Consider the following 14,511-nt stretch of genomic DNA (forward strand, 5'->3'; position numbering starts at 1 on the left):
TCTCCGCGATCGCCCGTTCGCAGCGCCTCGTGACGCCGCAGGCCGCGCATTGGCATGCGCGGCGGCGACGGGCCGGCTAAGCCTCTTCGCTCAGGATATGCGAAGCGGGGGCTTTGAACGATGGCGGCTGAAGGCCAGAGCGAACTGGTGCAGGTCGTGGCGCTGCTCGGCGCGGGCGTCGTCGCCGTGCCGATCTTCCGACGGCTGGGGCTGGGCTCGGTGCTCGGCTACTTCGCAGCCGGCCTCGTCATCGGCCCATTCGGGCTGGGGCTATTCTCGGATCCCGGCGCGATCCTTCACGTCGCCGAGTTCGGCGTCATAATGCTGCTGTTCGTCATCGGCCTCGAGATGCAGCCCTCGCGGCTGTGGGCGCTGCGGCGCGAGATCTTCGGCCTCGGCGTGGCGCAGGTCGTCGCCTCCGGCGCGCTGCTGACGCTGGCTGGCTCCGCGGCGGGACTTGACCTGGCGGTCGCCTTCGTCGCCGGCATGGGCTTCGTGCTGTCCTCGACCGCCGTCGTCATGCAGATGCTGGACGAGCGCGGCGAGACGTCGACGGCGCAAGGCCAGAAGGCGGTGTCGATCCTCCTGCTCGAGGATCTCGCGATCGTGCCGCTGCTTGCGATCGTGGCCTTCATCGCCCCGGCCGACAGCGGCGAGAACGCCGCCGACCGCTGGCGCGAGATCGCGATCGCGATCGCGGCGGTGGCCGGCCTCGTGCTCGCCGGCCGCTACCTGCTGAACCCGATGTTCCGGATCCTGGCCCGCTCCCAGGCCCGCGAAGTGATGACGGCGGCGGCGCTGCTGGTGGTGCTCGGCGCGGCGTTGCTCATGGAGCTCGGCGGCCTGTCGATGGCCATGGGCGCCTTCCTCGCCGGGGTGCTTCTGTCGGAATCGACCTTCCGCCACCAGCTCGAAGCCGACATCGAGCCGTTCCGCGGCATCCTGCTCGGCCTGTTCTTCCTGGCGGTCGGCATGTCGCTCGACCTGGCCGCGATCTCCGTTCACTGGCCAACGATCCTCGCCTTCACCGCGCTGTTCATCGCCGTCAAGGCGGCCGCGATTTTCGGGGTCGCGCGGTTGCTGGGCTCGTCCTCGCGGGAGGCGATCGACCGCGTGGCGCTGTTCGCTCAGGGCGGCGAGTTCGCCTTCGTGCTCTACTCCGCGGCCTCCGCGGTCGGGATCATGGACGCGCCGACCAACGCTATCTTCACGTCGGTCGTCATCCTTTCGATGGCGCTGACGCCGCTCACCGCGCTGGCGCTCAAACGCCTCATGCCCCGCAGCGCGCCGTCGCTCGACGGGGTGGACAAGGCGGACGGCCTCAGCGGCGAGGTGCTGGTGATCGGCTTCGGCCGGTTCGCGCAGGTGGCGAGCCAGTCGCTGCTCGCCCGCGGCTTCGAAGTCTCCATCATCGAGAACGACGTCGAGATGATCGAGGCGGCCGCGACCTTCGGCTTCAAGGTCTACTACGGCGACGGCACGCGGTTGGACACGCTGCGGGCCTCCGGCGCGGGCCAGGCGCGGGCGGTGCTGGTGTGCGTCGACAAGCAGGAGGCGGCGGAAAAGATCGTCGAGCTGGTGCAGTCCGAGTTTCCGCTCGCCAAGCTGTTCGTGCGCGCGTTCGACCGCGGTCACGCGATGGATCTCGTGCGGGCCGGGGTCGACTATCACATCCGCGAGACCTTCGAATCCGCCATGGCGTTCGGCGAGGCGGCGCTGGTCGCCCTCGGCGTGCCGGAGGAGGAGGCGTCCGAGATCGCCGACGACGTGCGGCGGCGGGACGCGGAGCGGTTCGCGCTCCAGGTCGCGGGCGACATCCACTCCGGCTCCAGCCTGATCCGCGGCAACGCGCCGATCCCGACGCCGCTCACCCGGCCGCGCCGCGCCGGCCAGATCGTGGACCAGGGGGCGCCGCAGCCGGAGGCGATCTGACGATGTCCCGGCGGAACTTTCACGGTCTCCGCGGCGTCTCCTTCGAAAGGAGAATTCGCAATGGACCGCACACAGGAAATTCGGGAACGCGCCTACCAGATCTGGATCGAGGCCGGCCAGCCGATCGGGCGCGAGGAGGAGCACTGGGAGCAGGCGCGCCGCGACGTCGAGGGCGCTGGGACTGACGTCGAAGGCTCCGAGGCCGACAAGGAGAGCCGGCTCGACGAGACGTTGAAGGAGAGCTTTCCGGGCAGCGATCCGTCGTCGGAAAGCCAGCCCGGCGGGGGGATCACCGGCCCCGGGAACTGATCGCTTTCGTCGTAAAGATGTCCGCGAGGGGCCGCCCATCCGCGGCGGCCTCCAGCGACATCCAATGACGTATCTCGCCCAAGACCGGCATGGTCCCGCGCAGGCGGACCACGAGGCCTTCGCCGGGCTCGAGGTTGCCGTGGAACACGATTTCGCGCTCGCGGACAGCGACGCCGCGGGCCGGCAGGTCGGTCAGCTCCCACTCCGCGCGGTCGGCGAAGCCCTGATAGGCCGAAAAGTACAGCAGCTCCGCGCCGTTAAAGTCCTGGCTCGGGCAGGGCCGGATATCGAAACGTGAAGCGTCGAGGCCCTCGCCTCGCTTGAACCCGAGATGCGCGGTCCAACGCCCCGGTCGTAGCAGCGCCGGCAGGCCGGCGATCGCCGGAGCGGGCTGGAAGCTTCCGAACGCCGGCAGTCCGGGCAGGCCGACCTTAGCGATTGACCGGTTGCCGTCCCCCTCCGCGCGTTTCACGAAGGTCGACAGCAGCGCGACCTTCCCCGCCGGCGCGCCGCGGCGCTGAAGCCAATGGGTGCTGGCGAAGCGAGTGCGGGAGACCCGCGTAATCTCCGAGCGGATCGTCAGCTCGTCATGCTCAACGAAGGCGTCGAGAGCGAGAGCCTCGGACTGCATGGCGCAGAACGCGGCGTAGATCTTCTCTCCGGTCACGTCCCGGAAGTCCGCGGCCGCGACGCCGCAGAATTCGGCGATGAGCCGCCAGTGCAGGTCGCCGCAGGTTTTCAGCAACCAGGTCTCAGAGACGCCGCCGAGGCATAGCTCCGGCATGCCGAGCGTCACCCGCGTCGTTCGGACAGGACCCGCAAAGACGGTGGCGCCCTCGAGCGCCGAGCGGTCGACCGCGACGTTCATGGTCAGACGGCGACGCTGAGCGGCGCGCGTTTGCGCGACAGCCGATCCGCGATCCTGGACACCACGAACTCCGCGTCGCGGCCGACCGCGCCGAAGCGCCCGGAGCCCCAGGTGTTCAGCCAGGGCAGGCCGATGAAGGAGACGCCCTCGACCTCGGTTTCGCCCCGCCGATGGACCGGACGACCGGCGCCGTTGAACACGGGCGCGTCGAGCCAGCGGAAGTCCGGCGTAAAGCCGATGCACCAGACGATCGACGTAATCCCGGAGCCCGCAAGGTCGAGCGTTCCGCGCTCGGCAGGCGGCGTCCACACCGGCGCGTAGACCGACGGCGGCGGCGCCTCGACGCCGGTCTCGGCGATGTGCTTGTCGATCGCGGCGTTGATGCCGTTGTAGGTGCGGTCTGCGAAATCGAGGCTTGAGGCGAGGTTCTGGCGGAAGCGCAGGATCCCGTCGTCGTAGTCCTCCAGCACGCCGTAGAGCTCCATCCCCTCGGTCGCGAAGCGCCTGAGGTCGATGTCGCGGCCGCCGTCGCGGCCGGTGACGTAGTGGTTGGTGTTGTCGCGCACGCCCTCACGCAGGGGATGCTTGTCGACCGTCATCTCGTAGTAGCCCATGTCCGCGAGCCAGGTGACGACGTCGCGGCCGCGGTAGAACCGGGCGCATCGCGGCGCTTCGCCGACGGCGAGATGCACCTTGCGGCCGGCGAGGTGGAGGTCTTCGGCGATCTGGGCGCCGGACTGTCCGGAGCCCACCACCAGGACCTCGCCGGCGGGCAGCTGGTCGGCGTTGCGGTACTGCTCGGAGTGGATCTGCGCTATCGACTTCGGCAGCTTCTCCGCCATGCGCGGGATGATCGGCGTGTGGTAGCCGCCGGACGCCACGACGATCTCGTCGGCGGTGAAGTCGCCCTCGGAGGTCGCGATCGCGAAGCCGCCCTCCGGCCGCCGCGTCACGCGCGTCACCCCGACGCCCTCGCGGATCGGGGGCTTCACCTTCTCCACGAAGCCGCGGACATAGGCGACGATCTCGTCCTTCTTCATGAAGCCGTCCGGGTCGGGGCCGTCGTAGGGGTGGCCCGGCAGGTCGCACTGCCAGTTGGGCGTGACCAGGCTGAAGCTGTCCCAGCGCTGCGTCGACCAGGTGTGGGCGGCGGAGCGCTTCTCGAACACGAGATGGTCGATCTGGCGCCGCTGCAGCCAGTAGCTGATGGAGAGGCCCGCCTGGCCGCCACCGACGACGACGACGCTGAAATGCGGAGTTTCGGACATGCTCATGCTGTCCTCCCGGAGGATCAGGTTTCGAAGGAGACGACGGTGACGGGGGCGTCCGGCGCGAAGCGCGCGGAGGCCCGCTCGATCCGTCCGAGCTGGTCGAGCGCGCTGGAGCAGGCGAAGCCATATTTCGCGCGGACCCGTTCGCTCGCGATGTTCAGCGCCGTGCGGCAGCGCTCGGCGAAGTCGGAGACGGGATAGCTCTCGCCCGCGGTCATGTGTTCGGAGATGACGAGCGAGGGCGAGTAGCAGCTCTCTTCCGCGCCGTCGGGCCAGCGGATGATGAAGCGCATTTCAGGCATGGGCGGCCTCCGTCAAGCGGCTGTAGACGTCGAGATGGGTGCGGGCGACGGAGAGCCAGTCGCGGCGAAGCGCGACCGCCTGGCCGCGCTCCGCGAGCCGCGAGCGGACGGGTTCCGCCAGCGCCAGCATCAGCGCGTTCGCGATCGATCCCGGGTTCAGCGGGTCGCACCAGGCGACGTCTCCGTCGCCGAGGTACTCCGTGAAGGGCGCGATGCGGGAGGCGGCGACCGGCGTTCCGCTCGCCATCGCCTCGAGCGCCACGAGGCCGAAGCCTTCCCGCACCGAGGGGAAGGCGAGCACGTCGGCGATGCGGTAGAGCGCGGGCATGTCGGCGTCGGGCAGCGGCCCGGTGCGGATCAGCGCGCTCGGCGGAAGTCCGCTCGCGGCGGCGTCGCGCTCGAAGGCCGCGCGGTAATCGCCGTGGTCGAGCACCGAGGCGCCGCCGGCGATGACCAGTTGCGCCCGCTCGTGGAACCGGCGGACCTGCCGGAAGGCCTCCAGCAGCCGCCGCGCGTTTTTGCGCTCCTCGACGCCGCCGACCGAGAGAATGATCGGACCGGAGCCGAGCCCGAGGCGGAGGCGAAGCGTCGCCTCGCGGCCGTCCGGATCGGGCCGGAACCGGCGGGCGTCGACCCCGTTGCCGGCGAGCGTCGGCTCCAGCCCGTAGCGGGCGCGGAGCGCGGCGCGCCAGAGGTCGCTGACGACGATCTGGGCGTCGGAGGTCGTCACGGAGCGCGTCTGCAGCGCGGCGACGCGGGCGTCCGCGAAGGTGTCGAGATGATGCACCGTCCGCACGAAGGCGCGGACGAGCCCGTCGTCCTTGAGCGTCGCGAGCGCGTTGCCGGAGATCCCGTCCTGAGCGTGGAAAACGTCGAAGCGGCGGTTCTCCGGCTTCGCGAAATGCCGGCGGTAGTCCTCGACCCGCCTGACCACCATGTCGTGGGTGTCGCCCTCGACCGGGGCGGCCTCGACGCAGACGGTCTCGAACGCGGTCGGGCGGAAGAACCCGCGCGCCGCGGGGTCGGGCGCGTGAACCACGGGCGTGTGGCCGAGGTCGCGCAGGGCGCTCGCGAGCTCTATGGCGTGAACGACGCTCCCGCGGGGATTGACCGAATGACAGAGCAAGGCGATGCGGAGAGGCGCCGTCATGACGCCGGTCCTGCGGCGCAGCCGATGAGCGGACGCGAGGCGAGGTCCCAGACGGTCGCGACGCGTCCGTGGGACGCGATCTCGACGCGGCCGCCCCGGGTGATCCCGCCGATATCGGCGGCGGCGATCCCGCGCGCATGAAACCGGCCAAGGATCGCGTCGACGTGGTTCTGCGGCGCGGCGATCAGGTAGCCGAAGCTCGGAAAGCTCCGCAGCCAGCGTTCCAGCGAAACGCCGTCCGGCCGGGGCACGGCGTCGAGATCGATCCGAACGCCGACCTCGGAGCATTCGGCGAGCATGGCGGCGGTGCCGACCACGCCGGCCTGGCTGATGTCCTTCGCCGCGCGGCTGAGGCCCGCCTCCGCGATCTCCGGCAAGAGCTCCAGGTCGCCACGCAAGCGCATCGACGGCGCGTCGGTCGCGGCCTCCCAGTTGTCGAAGGGCTCGCGGTAGCGCCCGCGCAGGTCGATGGCGGCGATCAGGCGGTCGCCGGGCGCCGCGTCGAAGCTCGTGAGCAGGCGCCGGGCCCGGCCCAGCACGGCGACCGAGAGCTGGCCGCGGTCGCAGGCGAGATTGCTGTGGCCGCCGACGATGGGCGCGCCGAAGCGGGCGGAGGCGTCGCGCAGGCCGTCCAGCACCGGCGCGGCTCCGGCCTCGCCGTTCGCCCAGACGGCGTCGACCACCGCGATCGGCCGCCCGCCCATGGCGGCGATGTCGGACAGGTTCACCATCACGCCGCACCAGCCGGCGAACCAGGGATCCCTCTCCACGAAGGCGTTCATGAAGCCCTCGATGGCGAACAGCAGATAGCCGTCGCCCTCGGGGATCGCCGCGCAGTCGTCGCCAACCGCCACCACCGACGCGCCCGAGACGCCGAGGCGCGCGACGGCCGCCGCGATGTCGGCCTTGGCCTCCATCCCGCGGCCGGACCTCAAAGCCGCCGCCAGCGCCTCGAGATCGACCGTGCTGTCCAGGGCGAGGCTCATGCCGCTCTCCGGACGAGCGTCAGGAACCCGGCCTCCGGCGTCGCGAAGGGCGGATAGAAGGCGAGGTCCGCCTCCATCCTGAGATGCGGGCGGCCATGAAGCACGACGGTCTCCAGCGGGCGCCAGCGCAGCCGCTCGAACAGCGGGCCGTTCTGCTCCTGCACATGAGCGAAGAACCGCGTGCAGCCGCGCGCATGGGCCGAGGACACCGCGAGTCGGATGAGCGCCGCGCCCAGAGCGCCGACGCGCCGGTGCCCGGCGTCGACCGCGAGCCGCGAGCCCCACCACACGCCGGGCGCCTTCTCGTGGATGCGGACCGTGCCGACCACGGCGTCGTAGGCGACCGCAAGCGACGACGCCGCGACCAGCGGGATCGCTACCTCGTCGAGCGCGTCGCGGTCGTCGCCCGCGAAGATCTTCTGCTCCTCGCAGAACACCTTTCGGCGCAGGGCCGCCGCGCCGCGCCGCTCCCACTCACCGACCGCCCATTTGATCTGGTAGCCGGTCGGGACGAAGGGGGTCACCGCTTCGAAGAACATGCGCTCTCTCCGCGTTCGTAGGCCGCAAGCGACGAGCACGCCCCGCACTTCGCGCAGCCGGCCTTGACGTCGACGGAGCGCAGGCCGCTTGCGATCAGCATGCGGGCGAGGGGGCCCAGGATGGAGGCCATGAAGGCTGCCGGCGGCGTCGGATGGCTTTCGAGCGGCGTGCCGGAGATCGGCGTGAACGGCACCACGAAGGGATAGACGCCGAGCGCCGTCAGCCGCTCGCAGACGGCGAGGATCTCCTCGGCTGTGTCGCCGAGGCCGGCGAGGATGTAGGTCGAGACCTGGCCGCGGCCGAACACGGGCGCCGCCGCCGCGAAGGCCTCGAAGTAGCGTTCGACGGACACCGTCGCCTTGCCGGGCATGATGCGCTGGCGCACCGGCTCCGACACCGCCTCGAGATGCATGCCGAGCGCGTCCGCGCCCGCGGTCCGCAGGCGCTCGAACCAAGCGTCGTCGTCCGGCGGCTCGCACTGGACCTGGATCGGCAGGTTCACCCGCGCCTTCACGCCGACGCAGCTGTCCGCCAGCACGACGGCGCCGCGGTCCGCGCCTTTCGGCGTGCCGGTCGTCATGACCATGTGCCGGACGCCGTCGAGCCGGACGGCCGCCTCCGCCACCTCGCCGAGCTGGGCGGGCGTCTTGTGCGCGATGGTGCGGCCGGCGGCGAGCGACTGGCCGATGGCGCAGAACTGGCAGGTCTTGGTGCGGCTCTGGTAGCGGATGCAGGTCTGCAGCACCGTGGTCGCCAGCACGTCGCGGCCGTGCAACGTGGCGATGTGCCGGTAGGGCACGCCCTCGGCCGTCGTCAGCTCGTAGAACTTCGGGCCGAGCGGGAACGAGGCCTCCGCCACGACCGCGCCGTCCCGGGTGATGCGGCTGCGGCCGAAGGCGTCGGGCTTCTCCACGAGATAGGGGCTGTCGAACGCTGGCGCGGTGTGCACCGGCGCCATCACCGTCATGCCGTCGATGGTGATCGCCTTGTGGTCGGAGGGCCCGGCGCCGCCGCGCCGGCTGGCGGCGCCGGCGCTAGGGTCGACGAGCCGGACCCCGAAGGACTGCAACTCGTTGATCAGCTCCTCGGTCCGCAGCGTCGGCTTCGGCTTGGTCGGCATCGGCGTCATCGGATGCGCTCCAGGAAGAATGAGTGTCGGACCGGCGCAGCGGCGCCTGCGGACGGTCGTCGAGGACGAGGCTGAGGAGCTCGGGCCGGGCGTAATGGCCGATTGAGTCCATCATCCGCTTGCGCTTCGTCACCAGCGCCATGTCGAGATCGGCGATCAGGATCCCCTCGCCCTCGGTGAGCGGCGGGGCGAGATGCGCGCCCTCCGGCGAGACGATCGCCGTCATGCAGCCGCCGGTGAGGGCCTTGCGGAGCTTTTCGTCGGGCGAGATCCGGGCGCGCTGCGCGTCGGTCAGCCAGCCCGTGGCGTTGACGACGAAGCAGCCGCTCTCCAGCGCGTGGTGACGGATCGTCACCTCCATCTGGTCGGCGAAGATCGGCCCGACCATGGAGCCCGGGAACTGGGCGGCGTGGATTTCCTCATGGTCCGCCATGAGGGCGTAGCGGGCGAGCGGGTTGTAATGCTCCCAGCAGGCCAGCGCGCCGACGCGGCCGACCTTGGTGTCGACCGCGCGCAGGCCCGAGCCGTCGCCTTGGCCCCAGATCATGCGCTCGTGGTAGGTCGGCGTGATCTTGCGGCGCTTGAGCTTCAGCGTCCCGTCGGCGTCGAAGATCAGCTGGGCGTTGTAGAGCGAGCCGTGGTCGCGCTCGTTCACCCCGAGCACGACCACGAGGCCTCGCCGCCGGGCCGCCGCCGACACCGCGTCGGTGACGGGCCCGGGCACGGCGACGGCGTGCTCGTAGAGCCTCAGGTGCTCTGCGCCGGTCGTGACCGGTGGATGCACGAAGGAGAAGTAGGGGTACCAGGGCAGGAAGGTCTCGGGGAACACCACGAACTCCGCGCCCTTGCCCGCCGCGCCGTCGAGCGCGTTCAGCACGCGGTCGAGCGTGCCCGCGCCGTCCTCGAGGTCGGGCGCGATCTGGACGGCCGCGGCGCGGACCGTGCGTTTCTCGGTCATGCTCATCCTCCTGACGTCAGGGGCCCTCACCCGGCCCTTCGGGCCGACCTCTCCCCACTGGGGAGAGGTAAGAGGCGGCGGCGCCCTCTCTTCACCTCTCCCCGGCGGGGAGAGGTCGACATCGCGTCAGCGATGGCGGGTGAGGGGGCTCTTCGCGTTCAAGGCCGAGCTCACAGCGTCCAGGTGTCGAGGATGAAGGCGTTCTCCTTGCGGTGCAGGAGCACGATGTCGAGCACGTCGAGCGGGCTGATCGGCGTGACGCCGGGGATCAGCGCGCCTTCGCCGTGGCCGTAGAGCGCCTGGAGCGCGAACCGGCAGGCGTAGACCTTGCCGCCGTCGGCGAGGATCTTCTCGATCCGGTTGTTGAAGTTGAGGTGGCCCGGGAAGGCCTCGTCGCCGAGCTTCGGGAAGCCGCGCTGCACGCCGAGCGTGACGCCGGGGCCATAGAGCAGGACGGAGGTCTCGAAGCCCTTGGCGATCAGGCGCGAGGCCTGCAGCAGGTTCACGAGGCCAATCGAGCCTTCGAAGGCGACGGTGTGGAACGTGACGAGCGCCTTTTCGCCGGGCGCGGCCTTCACGTCCTCGAACACCTTGGTTTCGTAATCGACCAGGAAGTCGCCCTTCTGATTGGCGGGCTTCGTCACTTCGGGCATCGCTCTCTCCTCGTGTGGCCTCCGCGGCGCGGGCCGCAGGTCGCAAACAAAAGAGCAATCCGCGTGCCAATCGCCGTTTTAGGAATGCGGTCATTGAATGACGCAATATGCATTCAATAATACATTCAATTTTGGCGCTTATGCTCATTTCGGCAAACGGATTCTCTTGGAATTGCGCAGGATGAGGGCGCCTGATGCGCATCTGCTGGGCATGAAATTGAATGCATTGATTGGGCGCTGGACGGCCGCTTCAATCCAGTCAATATTGCCTGCGACGCTTCTGTGAAAGCCGCGACCGTCGATGCCCTGGACCCCCGACCTGACGCTCAGCGACAAGCCCCGCTACCTCGCGATCGCCGACGTGATCGCGGCCGATGTAAAGTCCGGCCGGCTTGCTATGGGCGATCGCCTGCCGCCCCAACGGACGCTCGCGAAGCGCCTCGACATGGATTTCACCACCGTCGCGCGCGGCTACGCGGAGGCCCGCAAGCGCGGCCTGATCGACAGCCGCGTGGGGCAGGGCACCTTCGTTCTCGGCGCGCCCAAGACCGCGGCGCTGCGCGCCTCCGCGAGGCTCTCCGCCGATCTCACCATGAACCTGCCGCCCGAGCCGACGGAGCCCGAGCTGCTCGAGATGATGCGGGGCGGGCTCGCGCAGGTCGGCCGGGACCTCGTGAGCCGGCTGCGCTACCAGAACTTCGGCGGGTCGCCGGCGGACAAGGACGCGGCCTCGGCCTGGCTTGGCCGCCGCGCGCTGGTGCCGTCGCAGGACCGGTTGTTCGTGACCCCGGGCGCGCACGCGGCCCTGCTCGGCATTCTCGGCATCCTCGCCAAACCCGGCGACGTGGTGCTGTGCGAGGCCGTGACCTACCCCGGCGTGCGGGCGATCGCGGCGCAGCTCGGCGTCCGGCTCGTCGGTCTGGCGATGGACGCGGACGGCGTGACGCCGGCCGCCCTCGACGAGGCCTGCGAGCGGCTGGAGCCCAAGGCGCTCTACCTCAACCCGACACTGCAGAACCCCACGACCCTGACGATCTCGGAAGAACGGCGCGCGGCCCTCGCGGACGTGGCGAGGCTCCACGATCTGCCGATCGTCGAAGACGACGCCTACGGCTTCATCCCGACGCGCAAGATCTCGCCCTTCGCGGCGATCGCGCCCGACCTCACCTGGCACGTCGCAGGCCTCGCCAAATGCATCGGCGCGGGACTGCGTGCGGCTTATGTGGTGGCGCCGAGCGCGAAAGCCTCGTGGCCCTTCGTGGCGGCGCTCCGGGCCGCGAACGTCATGGCCTCGCCACTCACCGTCGCGCTCGCCACCGCCTGGATCGAGGACGGCACGGCCGACGCCATCCTGCGGTTCATCCGGGCCGAAACCGCGGCGCGCCAGAAGCTTGCGACCGAGATCCTGCCGGCGGGATCCTTCGTGGCGGACCCGTTGAGCTTCAACCTCTGGATCCCGCTGCCGGCTCCCTGGAACCGCTCGTCCTTCGTCGGGCACCTGCGCGACACCGGCATCGGCGTGGTCGCGAGCGACGCCTTCGCCGCCGGCGGCCCGCCGAGCGAGGCCGTGCGCGTGTGCATAGGCGGCCCGTCGACCCGCGACGAGATCCGCCGCGCGCTGGAGTTCATCGGCCACGCGCTGGCCGAGCCGCCTGAGCTCGCCTCGTCCTACATCTGACGCACGCTTCTCCTCGAAGGGTCAGCGACGGCGTCTCAGCTCCGGACGTTGTCCCGCGCGACCGCCAGCGGGACGTAGTGGTGCGGCTGGCGCATCGTCACGAGGTCCTTCCGGCGGATCGGATTGGTGGGGTAGGGGGTCGCGAGGTTCGTCGTGTCGAGCGTCGAGACCGCGACGCCTTCGCCCTCGAACACCACGGACTCGGTCCGGGGAAAGGTGAAGGTCTCGGGCCCGAACACGCCGCTCTTGCCGGCATAGCCGCGCTCGGCGTCGACCACGTTGGCGAAGGCGAGCACCACGTTGTTCTCGCCCGCCCGCGCGCGGAAATGGTGCCAGTGCACGGGGTCCGCGCCGGTCGGGATCGGATAGTTCTGCCGCACCGTCGTGCCCGCGTGCCCGTAGGAGAACACGCCGCCCTGGGCGGCGGGGCAGGCGATCAGGTCGCAGCCCTTCAGCGCGAGCACGCGGCCGGCTTCCGGGAACAGCGCGTCATGGCCGATCAGGAGGCCGATGCGCCCCAGCGGCAGGTCGAACACGCGCCAGCGGTCGCCCGCCGTGGCCCAGGGCCGGTCGTGGTCGCTGAGATGCGTCTTGCGGTAGTCGCCTGCGACGCCCTCGGGGCCGACCAGGACGGCGGCGTTGTAGACGGCGTCGCCGTCGGCTTCGGCAAGGCCCGCCACGATGTGGACGCCGAGCCGGGCCGCGATCGCGTAGAGGCGCGTCACGGCGACGCCCGAGAGCGGCTCCGCCCGGCTCGCCGGATCGTCGAGGCCTGTGAGCGACAGCTCGGGAAACACGACCAGGCTGGCGCCGCGCGCGGCGGCGTCCGCGGCGAGCTCCGCGATGCGGGCGAGGTTGGCGTCGACGTCGGAGGTCGGGCTGAACTGCGCCGCGGCGACCTTGGACACGCGGCCCGCCGGGAGCGGCTGGTGGCCATAGAGGCCGTGGAAGTCGAGCGGGTTCCAGCCGGACTGGCCGGTCGCGAGTTCGGCGTAGAGCTCGGGGCGGCGCTGGGCGAAGGTCGGCTCGCCCAGCACGGTGCGCGCCCGCGCCCGGTCGGTGTCGACGTCCGCGTAGATCACGCCGTCGCCGCCGTCGATCACCGCCGCGATCGCGCCGTCGGGTTCGATCACGCAGCTGCCGCCGGAGAACTGCACCGTGCGCTCGAGGCCCCAGCGGTTGCTCTCAATGAGGTAGCAGGAGTTCTCGAACGCGCGGCTGATCCAGTACGGCGCCGGCGTGCGCTCCGACAGCCAGTTCGAGACGTGGCAGATGACGTCGGCGCCGTCGAGCGCGACGAGCCGCGCCGTCTCCACGAAGTGGATGTCCATGCAGATGAGCAGCGTGATGCGGCCGATCGGCGTCTCGAACACCTGATGGCCGAGATCGCCCGGCGCCGCCCATTTCGGCTCGGAGATGTAGGGGTGGCTCTTCCGGTGCTTGCCGACGAGGCCCTCGGGACCGATCAGCGCGGCGGCGTTGAAGTAGAGGTTGGTCGTCGGGTCGACCTCCGGCATTCCGATGACGATGTAGGTCCCGGTCTCCCGGGCGAGCGCGGCGAAGCGATCGGTCGTCGGTCCCGGGATGGTCTCGACCTGGGAGGCGACTTCGTCCCGGTCGAACCAGCAGTACCCGGTCGTCCCCATCTCGGGCGTCACGATCAGCTTCGCGCCGTTGTCCGCCGCTTCGCGCACGAGCGTGAGCAGGCGCGCGATGTTGCGCTCCTTTTCGAACATCGTGGGTTCGAACTGGACCGCTGCTGCTTTGAAGATCGGCACCGTTATCTCCGCCGGAGAAGACGACGCCGCCTGACGCGGGCGTCGTTCAAACAGGAAAAGGCGTCGCGCCTGTTCAGGGGCGCGACGCCGCGGCTGAAAGCCGGAGTGGGGTCGGTTACTTCAGCTTGCTGAAGGACGTGTCGAACGACAGGCTCGCCATGTAGCGATCGCCGCACGAGTTGAACTGGCCGATGAAGGTGGCGCACTCGCGACGCGACAGGTTGCTGTCGGTGTAGCGAAGGTCGAGGGTCATCGCCTTGTAGGTGAAGCCCACGCCGGCGTTCCAGAAGGTGTAGTCCGGAATGATGGGCGACTTGATCCAGAACTTGCCGACTTCGGCCGAGACGTAGGCGCCCACGTCCGGGATCGGCATCAGCGACGACGGGATCGAGTACTTGGCGAACAGCGAGCTGTGGGTGCTGTCGTCGCCGATGTTGACGAAGTCGCTCGTCCAATAGACGTTTGCGCCGACCGAGAAGTCGGCGGTCACCGCGTACTTCGCGATGCCGTAGATCTTCCAGAAGTCGAGCGAACGCGTGCCGTTGATCTGGCCGACGTAGTCGATGTAGAGGAAGCCGGCGTCGAGGGTCAGCGCGTCGAAGGTGTGACGCACGCCGCCGTAGTAGTCGAGCTCGGCCGTGGGGTCAGCGCCGCCGAAGTTGACGTTCGACGCCCAGAAGCCGGCGTAGACCCAATCGAACGCCGAGACTTCGACGTAGCCCTGGACCGCCGGGTCGCCCTTGCTCTGGCTGACGCTGCGCAGGTTGTACTCGGTGGCGAACTTCACGCCGAACGAGACGTCGATCGGAGACATCGTCTCGACGACGAAGGCTTCGGGGGCGGCGAGATCCGCGGCCATGGCGGCGTCGCTCAGCGGCAGAGCCGCGGCCCCGACGAGCGCGGCGCAGGCAAGTTTCATAGCGTAAGACATTCCCGAAGGTCCCCGTCAGACAATTC

15 protein-coding genes are annotated in these 14,511 nt (G+C 70.1%); 4 read left to right on the forward strand and 11 right to left on the reverse strand.

Annotated features, from left to right (window positions below):
• Positions 1-120 precede the first annotated feature (120 nt).
• Entirely contained in the window at positions 121-1,932 is a 1,812-nt protein-coding gene (locus tag K244_RS0120225) for a monovalent cation:proton antiporter-2 (CPA2) family protein (protein ID WP_020188120.1), read from the forward strand.
• Between the two features lie 60 nt (positions 1,933-1,992).
• Positions 1,993-2,241, forward strand: a complete 249-nt coding sequence (locus K244_RS0120230) for a DUF2934 domain-containing protein (RefSeq protein ID WP_020188121.1) — start codon at positions 1,993-1,995, stop codon at positions 2,239-2,241.
• Here the strand turns inward: K244_RS0120230 and K244_RS0120235 are convergent.
• From K244_RS0120235 to K244_RS0120275, 9 genes are all read right to left on the reverse strand, one after another.
• Positions 2,222-3,109: a Pnap_2097 family protein gene (locus K244_RS0120235; protein WP_020188122.1), complete on the reverse strand. Its 888-nt coding sequence runs from the start codon at positions 3,107-3,109 to the stop codon at positions 2,222-2,224. The genes K244_RS0120230 and K244_RS0120235 overlap by 20 nt on opposite strands.
• A 2-nt stretch (positions 3,110-3,111) precedes the next feature.
• Positions 3,112-4,377, reverse strand: a complete 1,266-nt coding sequence (locus tag K244_RS0120240; RefSeq protein ID WP_024816646.1) for an MSMEG_0569 family flavin-dependent oxidoreductase — start codon at positions 4,375-4,377, stop codon at positions 3,112-3,114.
• A gap of 23 nt (positions 4,378-4,400) precedes the next feature.
• The gene (locus K244_RS0120245) at positions 4,401-4,682 is read right to left on the reverse strand and encodes an MSMEG_0570 family nitrogen starvation response protein (RefSeq protein ID WP_020188124.1); all 282 of its coding nucleotides are present in this window, start codon (positions 4,680-4,682) and stop codon (positions 4,401-4,403) included.
• A complete protein-coding gene (locus K244_RS0120250; protein WP_020188125.1) occupies positions 4,675-5,832 on the reverse strand; it encodes an MSMEG_0565 family glycosyltransferase in 1,158 nt (385 codons plus the stop codon). The genes K244_RS0120245 and K244_RS0120250 overlap by 8 nt, the downstream gene beginning before the upstream one ends.
• Positions 5,829-6,818, reverse strand: coding sequence for a sll0787 family AIR synthase-like protein (locus K244_RS0120255; RefSeq protein ID WP_020188126.1), 990 nt, complete (start codon positions 6,816-6,818; stop codon positions 5,829-5,831). The genes K244_RS0120250 and K244_RS0120255 overlap by 4 nt, the downstream gene beginning before the upstream one ends.
• Entirely contained in the window at positions 6,815-7,357 is a 543-nt protein-coding gene (locus tag K244_RS0120260; protein WP_020188127.1) for an MSMEG_0567/Sll0786 family nitrogen starvation N-acetyltransferase, read from the reverse strand. Before K244_RS0120260 ends, K244_RS0120255 begins: the two co-directional genes overlap by 4 nt.
• Positions 7,339-8,478 carry an MSMEG_0568 family radical SAM protein gene (locus K244_RS0120265; protein ID WP_051460175.1) on the reverse strand — a complete coding sequence of 380 codons (1,140 nt, stop codon included), beginning with the start codon at positions 8,476-8,478 and terminating at the stop codon, positions 7,339-7,341. The genes K244_RS0120260 and K244_RS0120265 overlap by 19 nt, the downstream gene beginning before the upstream one ends.
• Positions 8,393-9,445, reverse strand: a complete 1,053-nt coding sequence (locus K244_RS0120270) for a Nit6803 family nitrilase (RefSeq protein ID WP_020188129.1) — start codon at positions 9,443-9,445, stop codon at positions 8,393-8,395. The genes K244_RS0120265 and K244_RS0120270 overlap by 86 nt, the downstream gene beginning before the upstream one ends.
• Before the next feature lie 170 nt (positions 9,446-9,615).
• Positions 9,616-10,098: an MSMEG_0572/Sll0783 family nitrogen starvation response protein gene (locus K244_RS0120275; RefSeq protein WP_020188130.1), complete on the reverse strand. Its 483-nt coding sequence runs from the start codon at positions 10,096-10,098 to the stop codon at positions 9,616-9,618.
• A gap of 97 nt (positions 10,099-10,195) precedes the next feature.
• Between K244_RS0120275 and K244_RS23785 the strand changes: the two genes are divergently transcribed.
• A complete protein-coding gene (locus K244_RS23785; RefSeq protein ID WP_155931881.1) occupies positions 10,196-10,384 on the forward strand; it encodes a hypothetical protein in 189 nt (62 codons plus the stop codon).
• A gap of 15 nt (positions 10,385-10,399) precedes the next feature.
• Positions 10,400-11,776 carry a PLP-dependent aminotransferase family protein gene (locus tag K244_RS0120280; protein WP_020188131.1) on the forward strand — a complete coding sequence of 459 codons (1,377 nt, stop codon included), beginning with the start codon at positions 10,400-10,402 and terminating at the stop codon, positions 11,774-11,776.
• 35 nt (positions 11,777-11,811) lie between these two features.
• On the opposite strand, the gene K244_RS0120285 is transcribed toward K244_RS0120280, so the two are convergent.
• A complete protein-coding gene (locus K244_RS0120285; protein WP_020188132.1) occupies positions 11,812-13,554 on the reverse strand; it encodes a nitrilase-related carbon-nitrogen hydrolase in 1,743 nt (580 codons plus the stop codon).
• A gap of 115 nt (positions 13,555-13,669) precedes the next feature.
• A complete protein-coding gene (locus K244_RS0120290) occupies positions 13,670-14,485 on the reverse strand; it encodes a TorF family putative porin (protein WP_024816649.1) in 816 nt (271 codons plus the stop codon).
• Between the last annotated feature and the right edge of the window lie 26 nt (positions 14,486-14,511).

Source organism: Methylopila sp. 73B, assembly GCF_000526315.1.
Classification (GTDB): Bacteria; Pseudomonadota; Alphaproteobacteria; order Rhizobiales; family Methylopilaceae; genus Methylopila.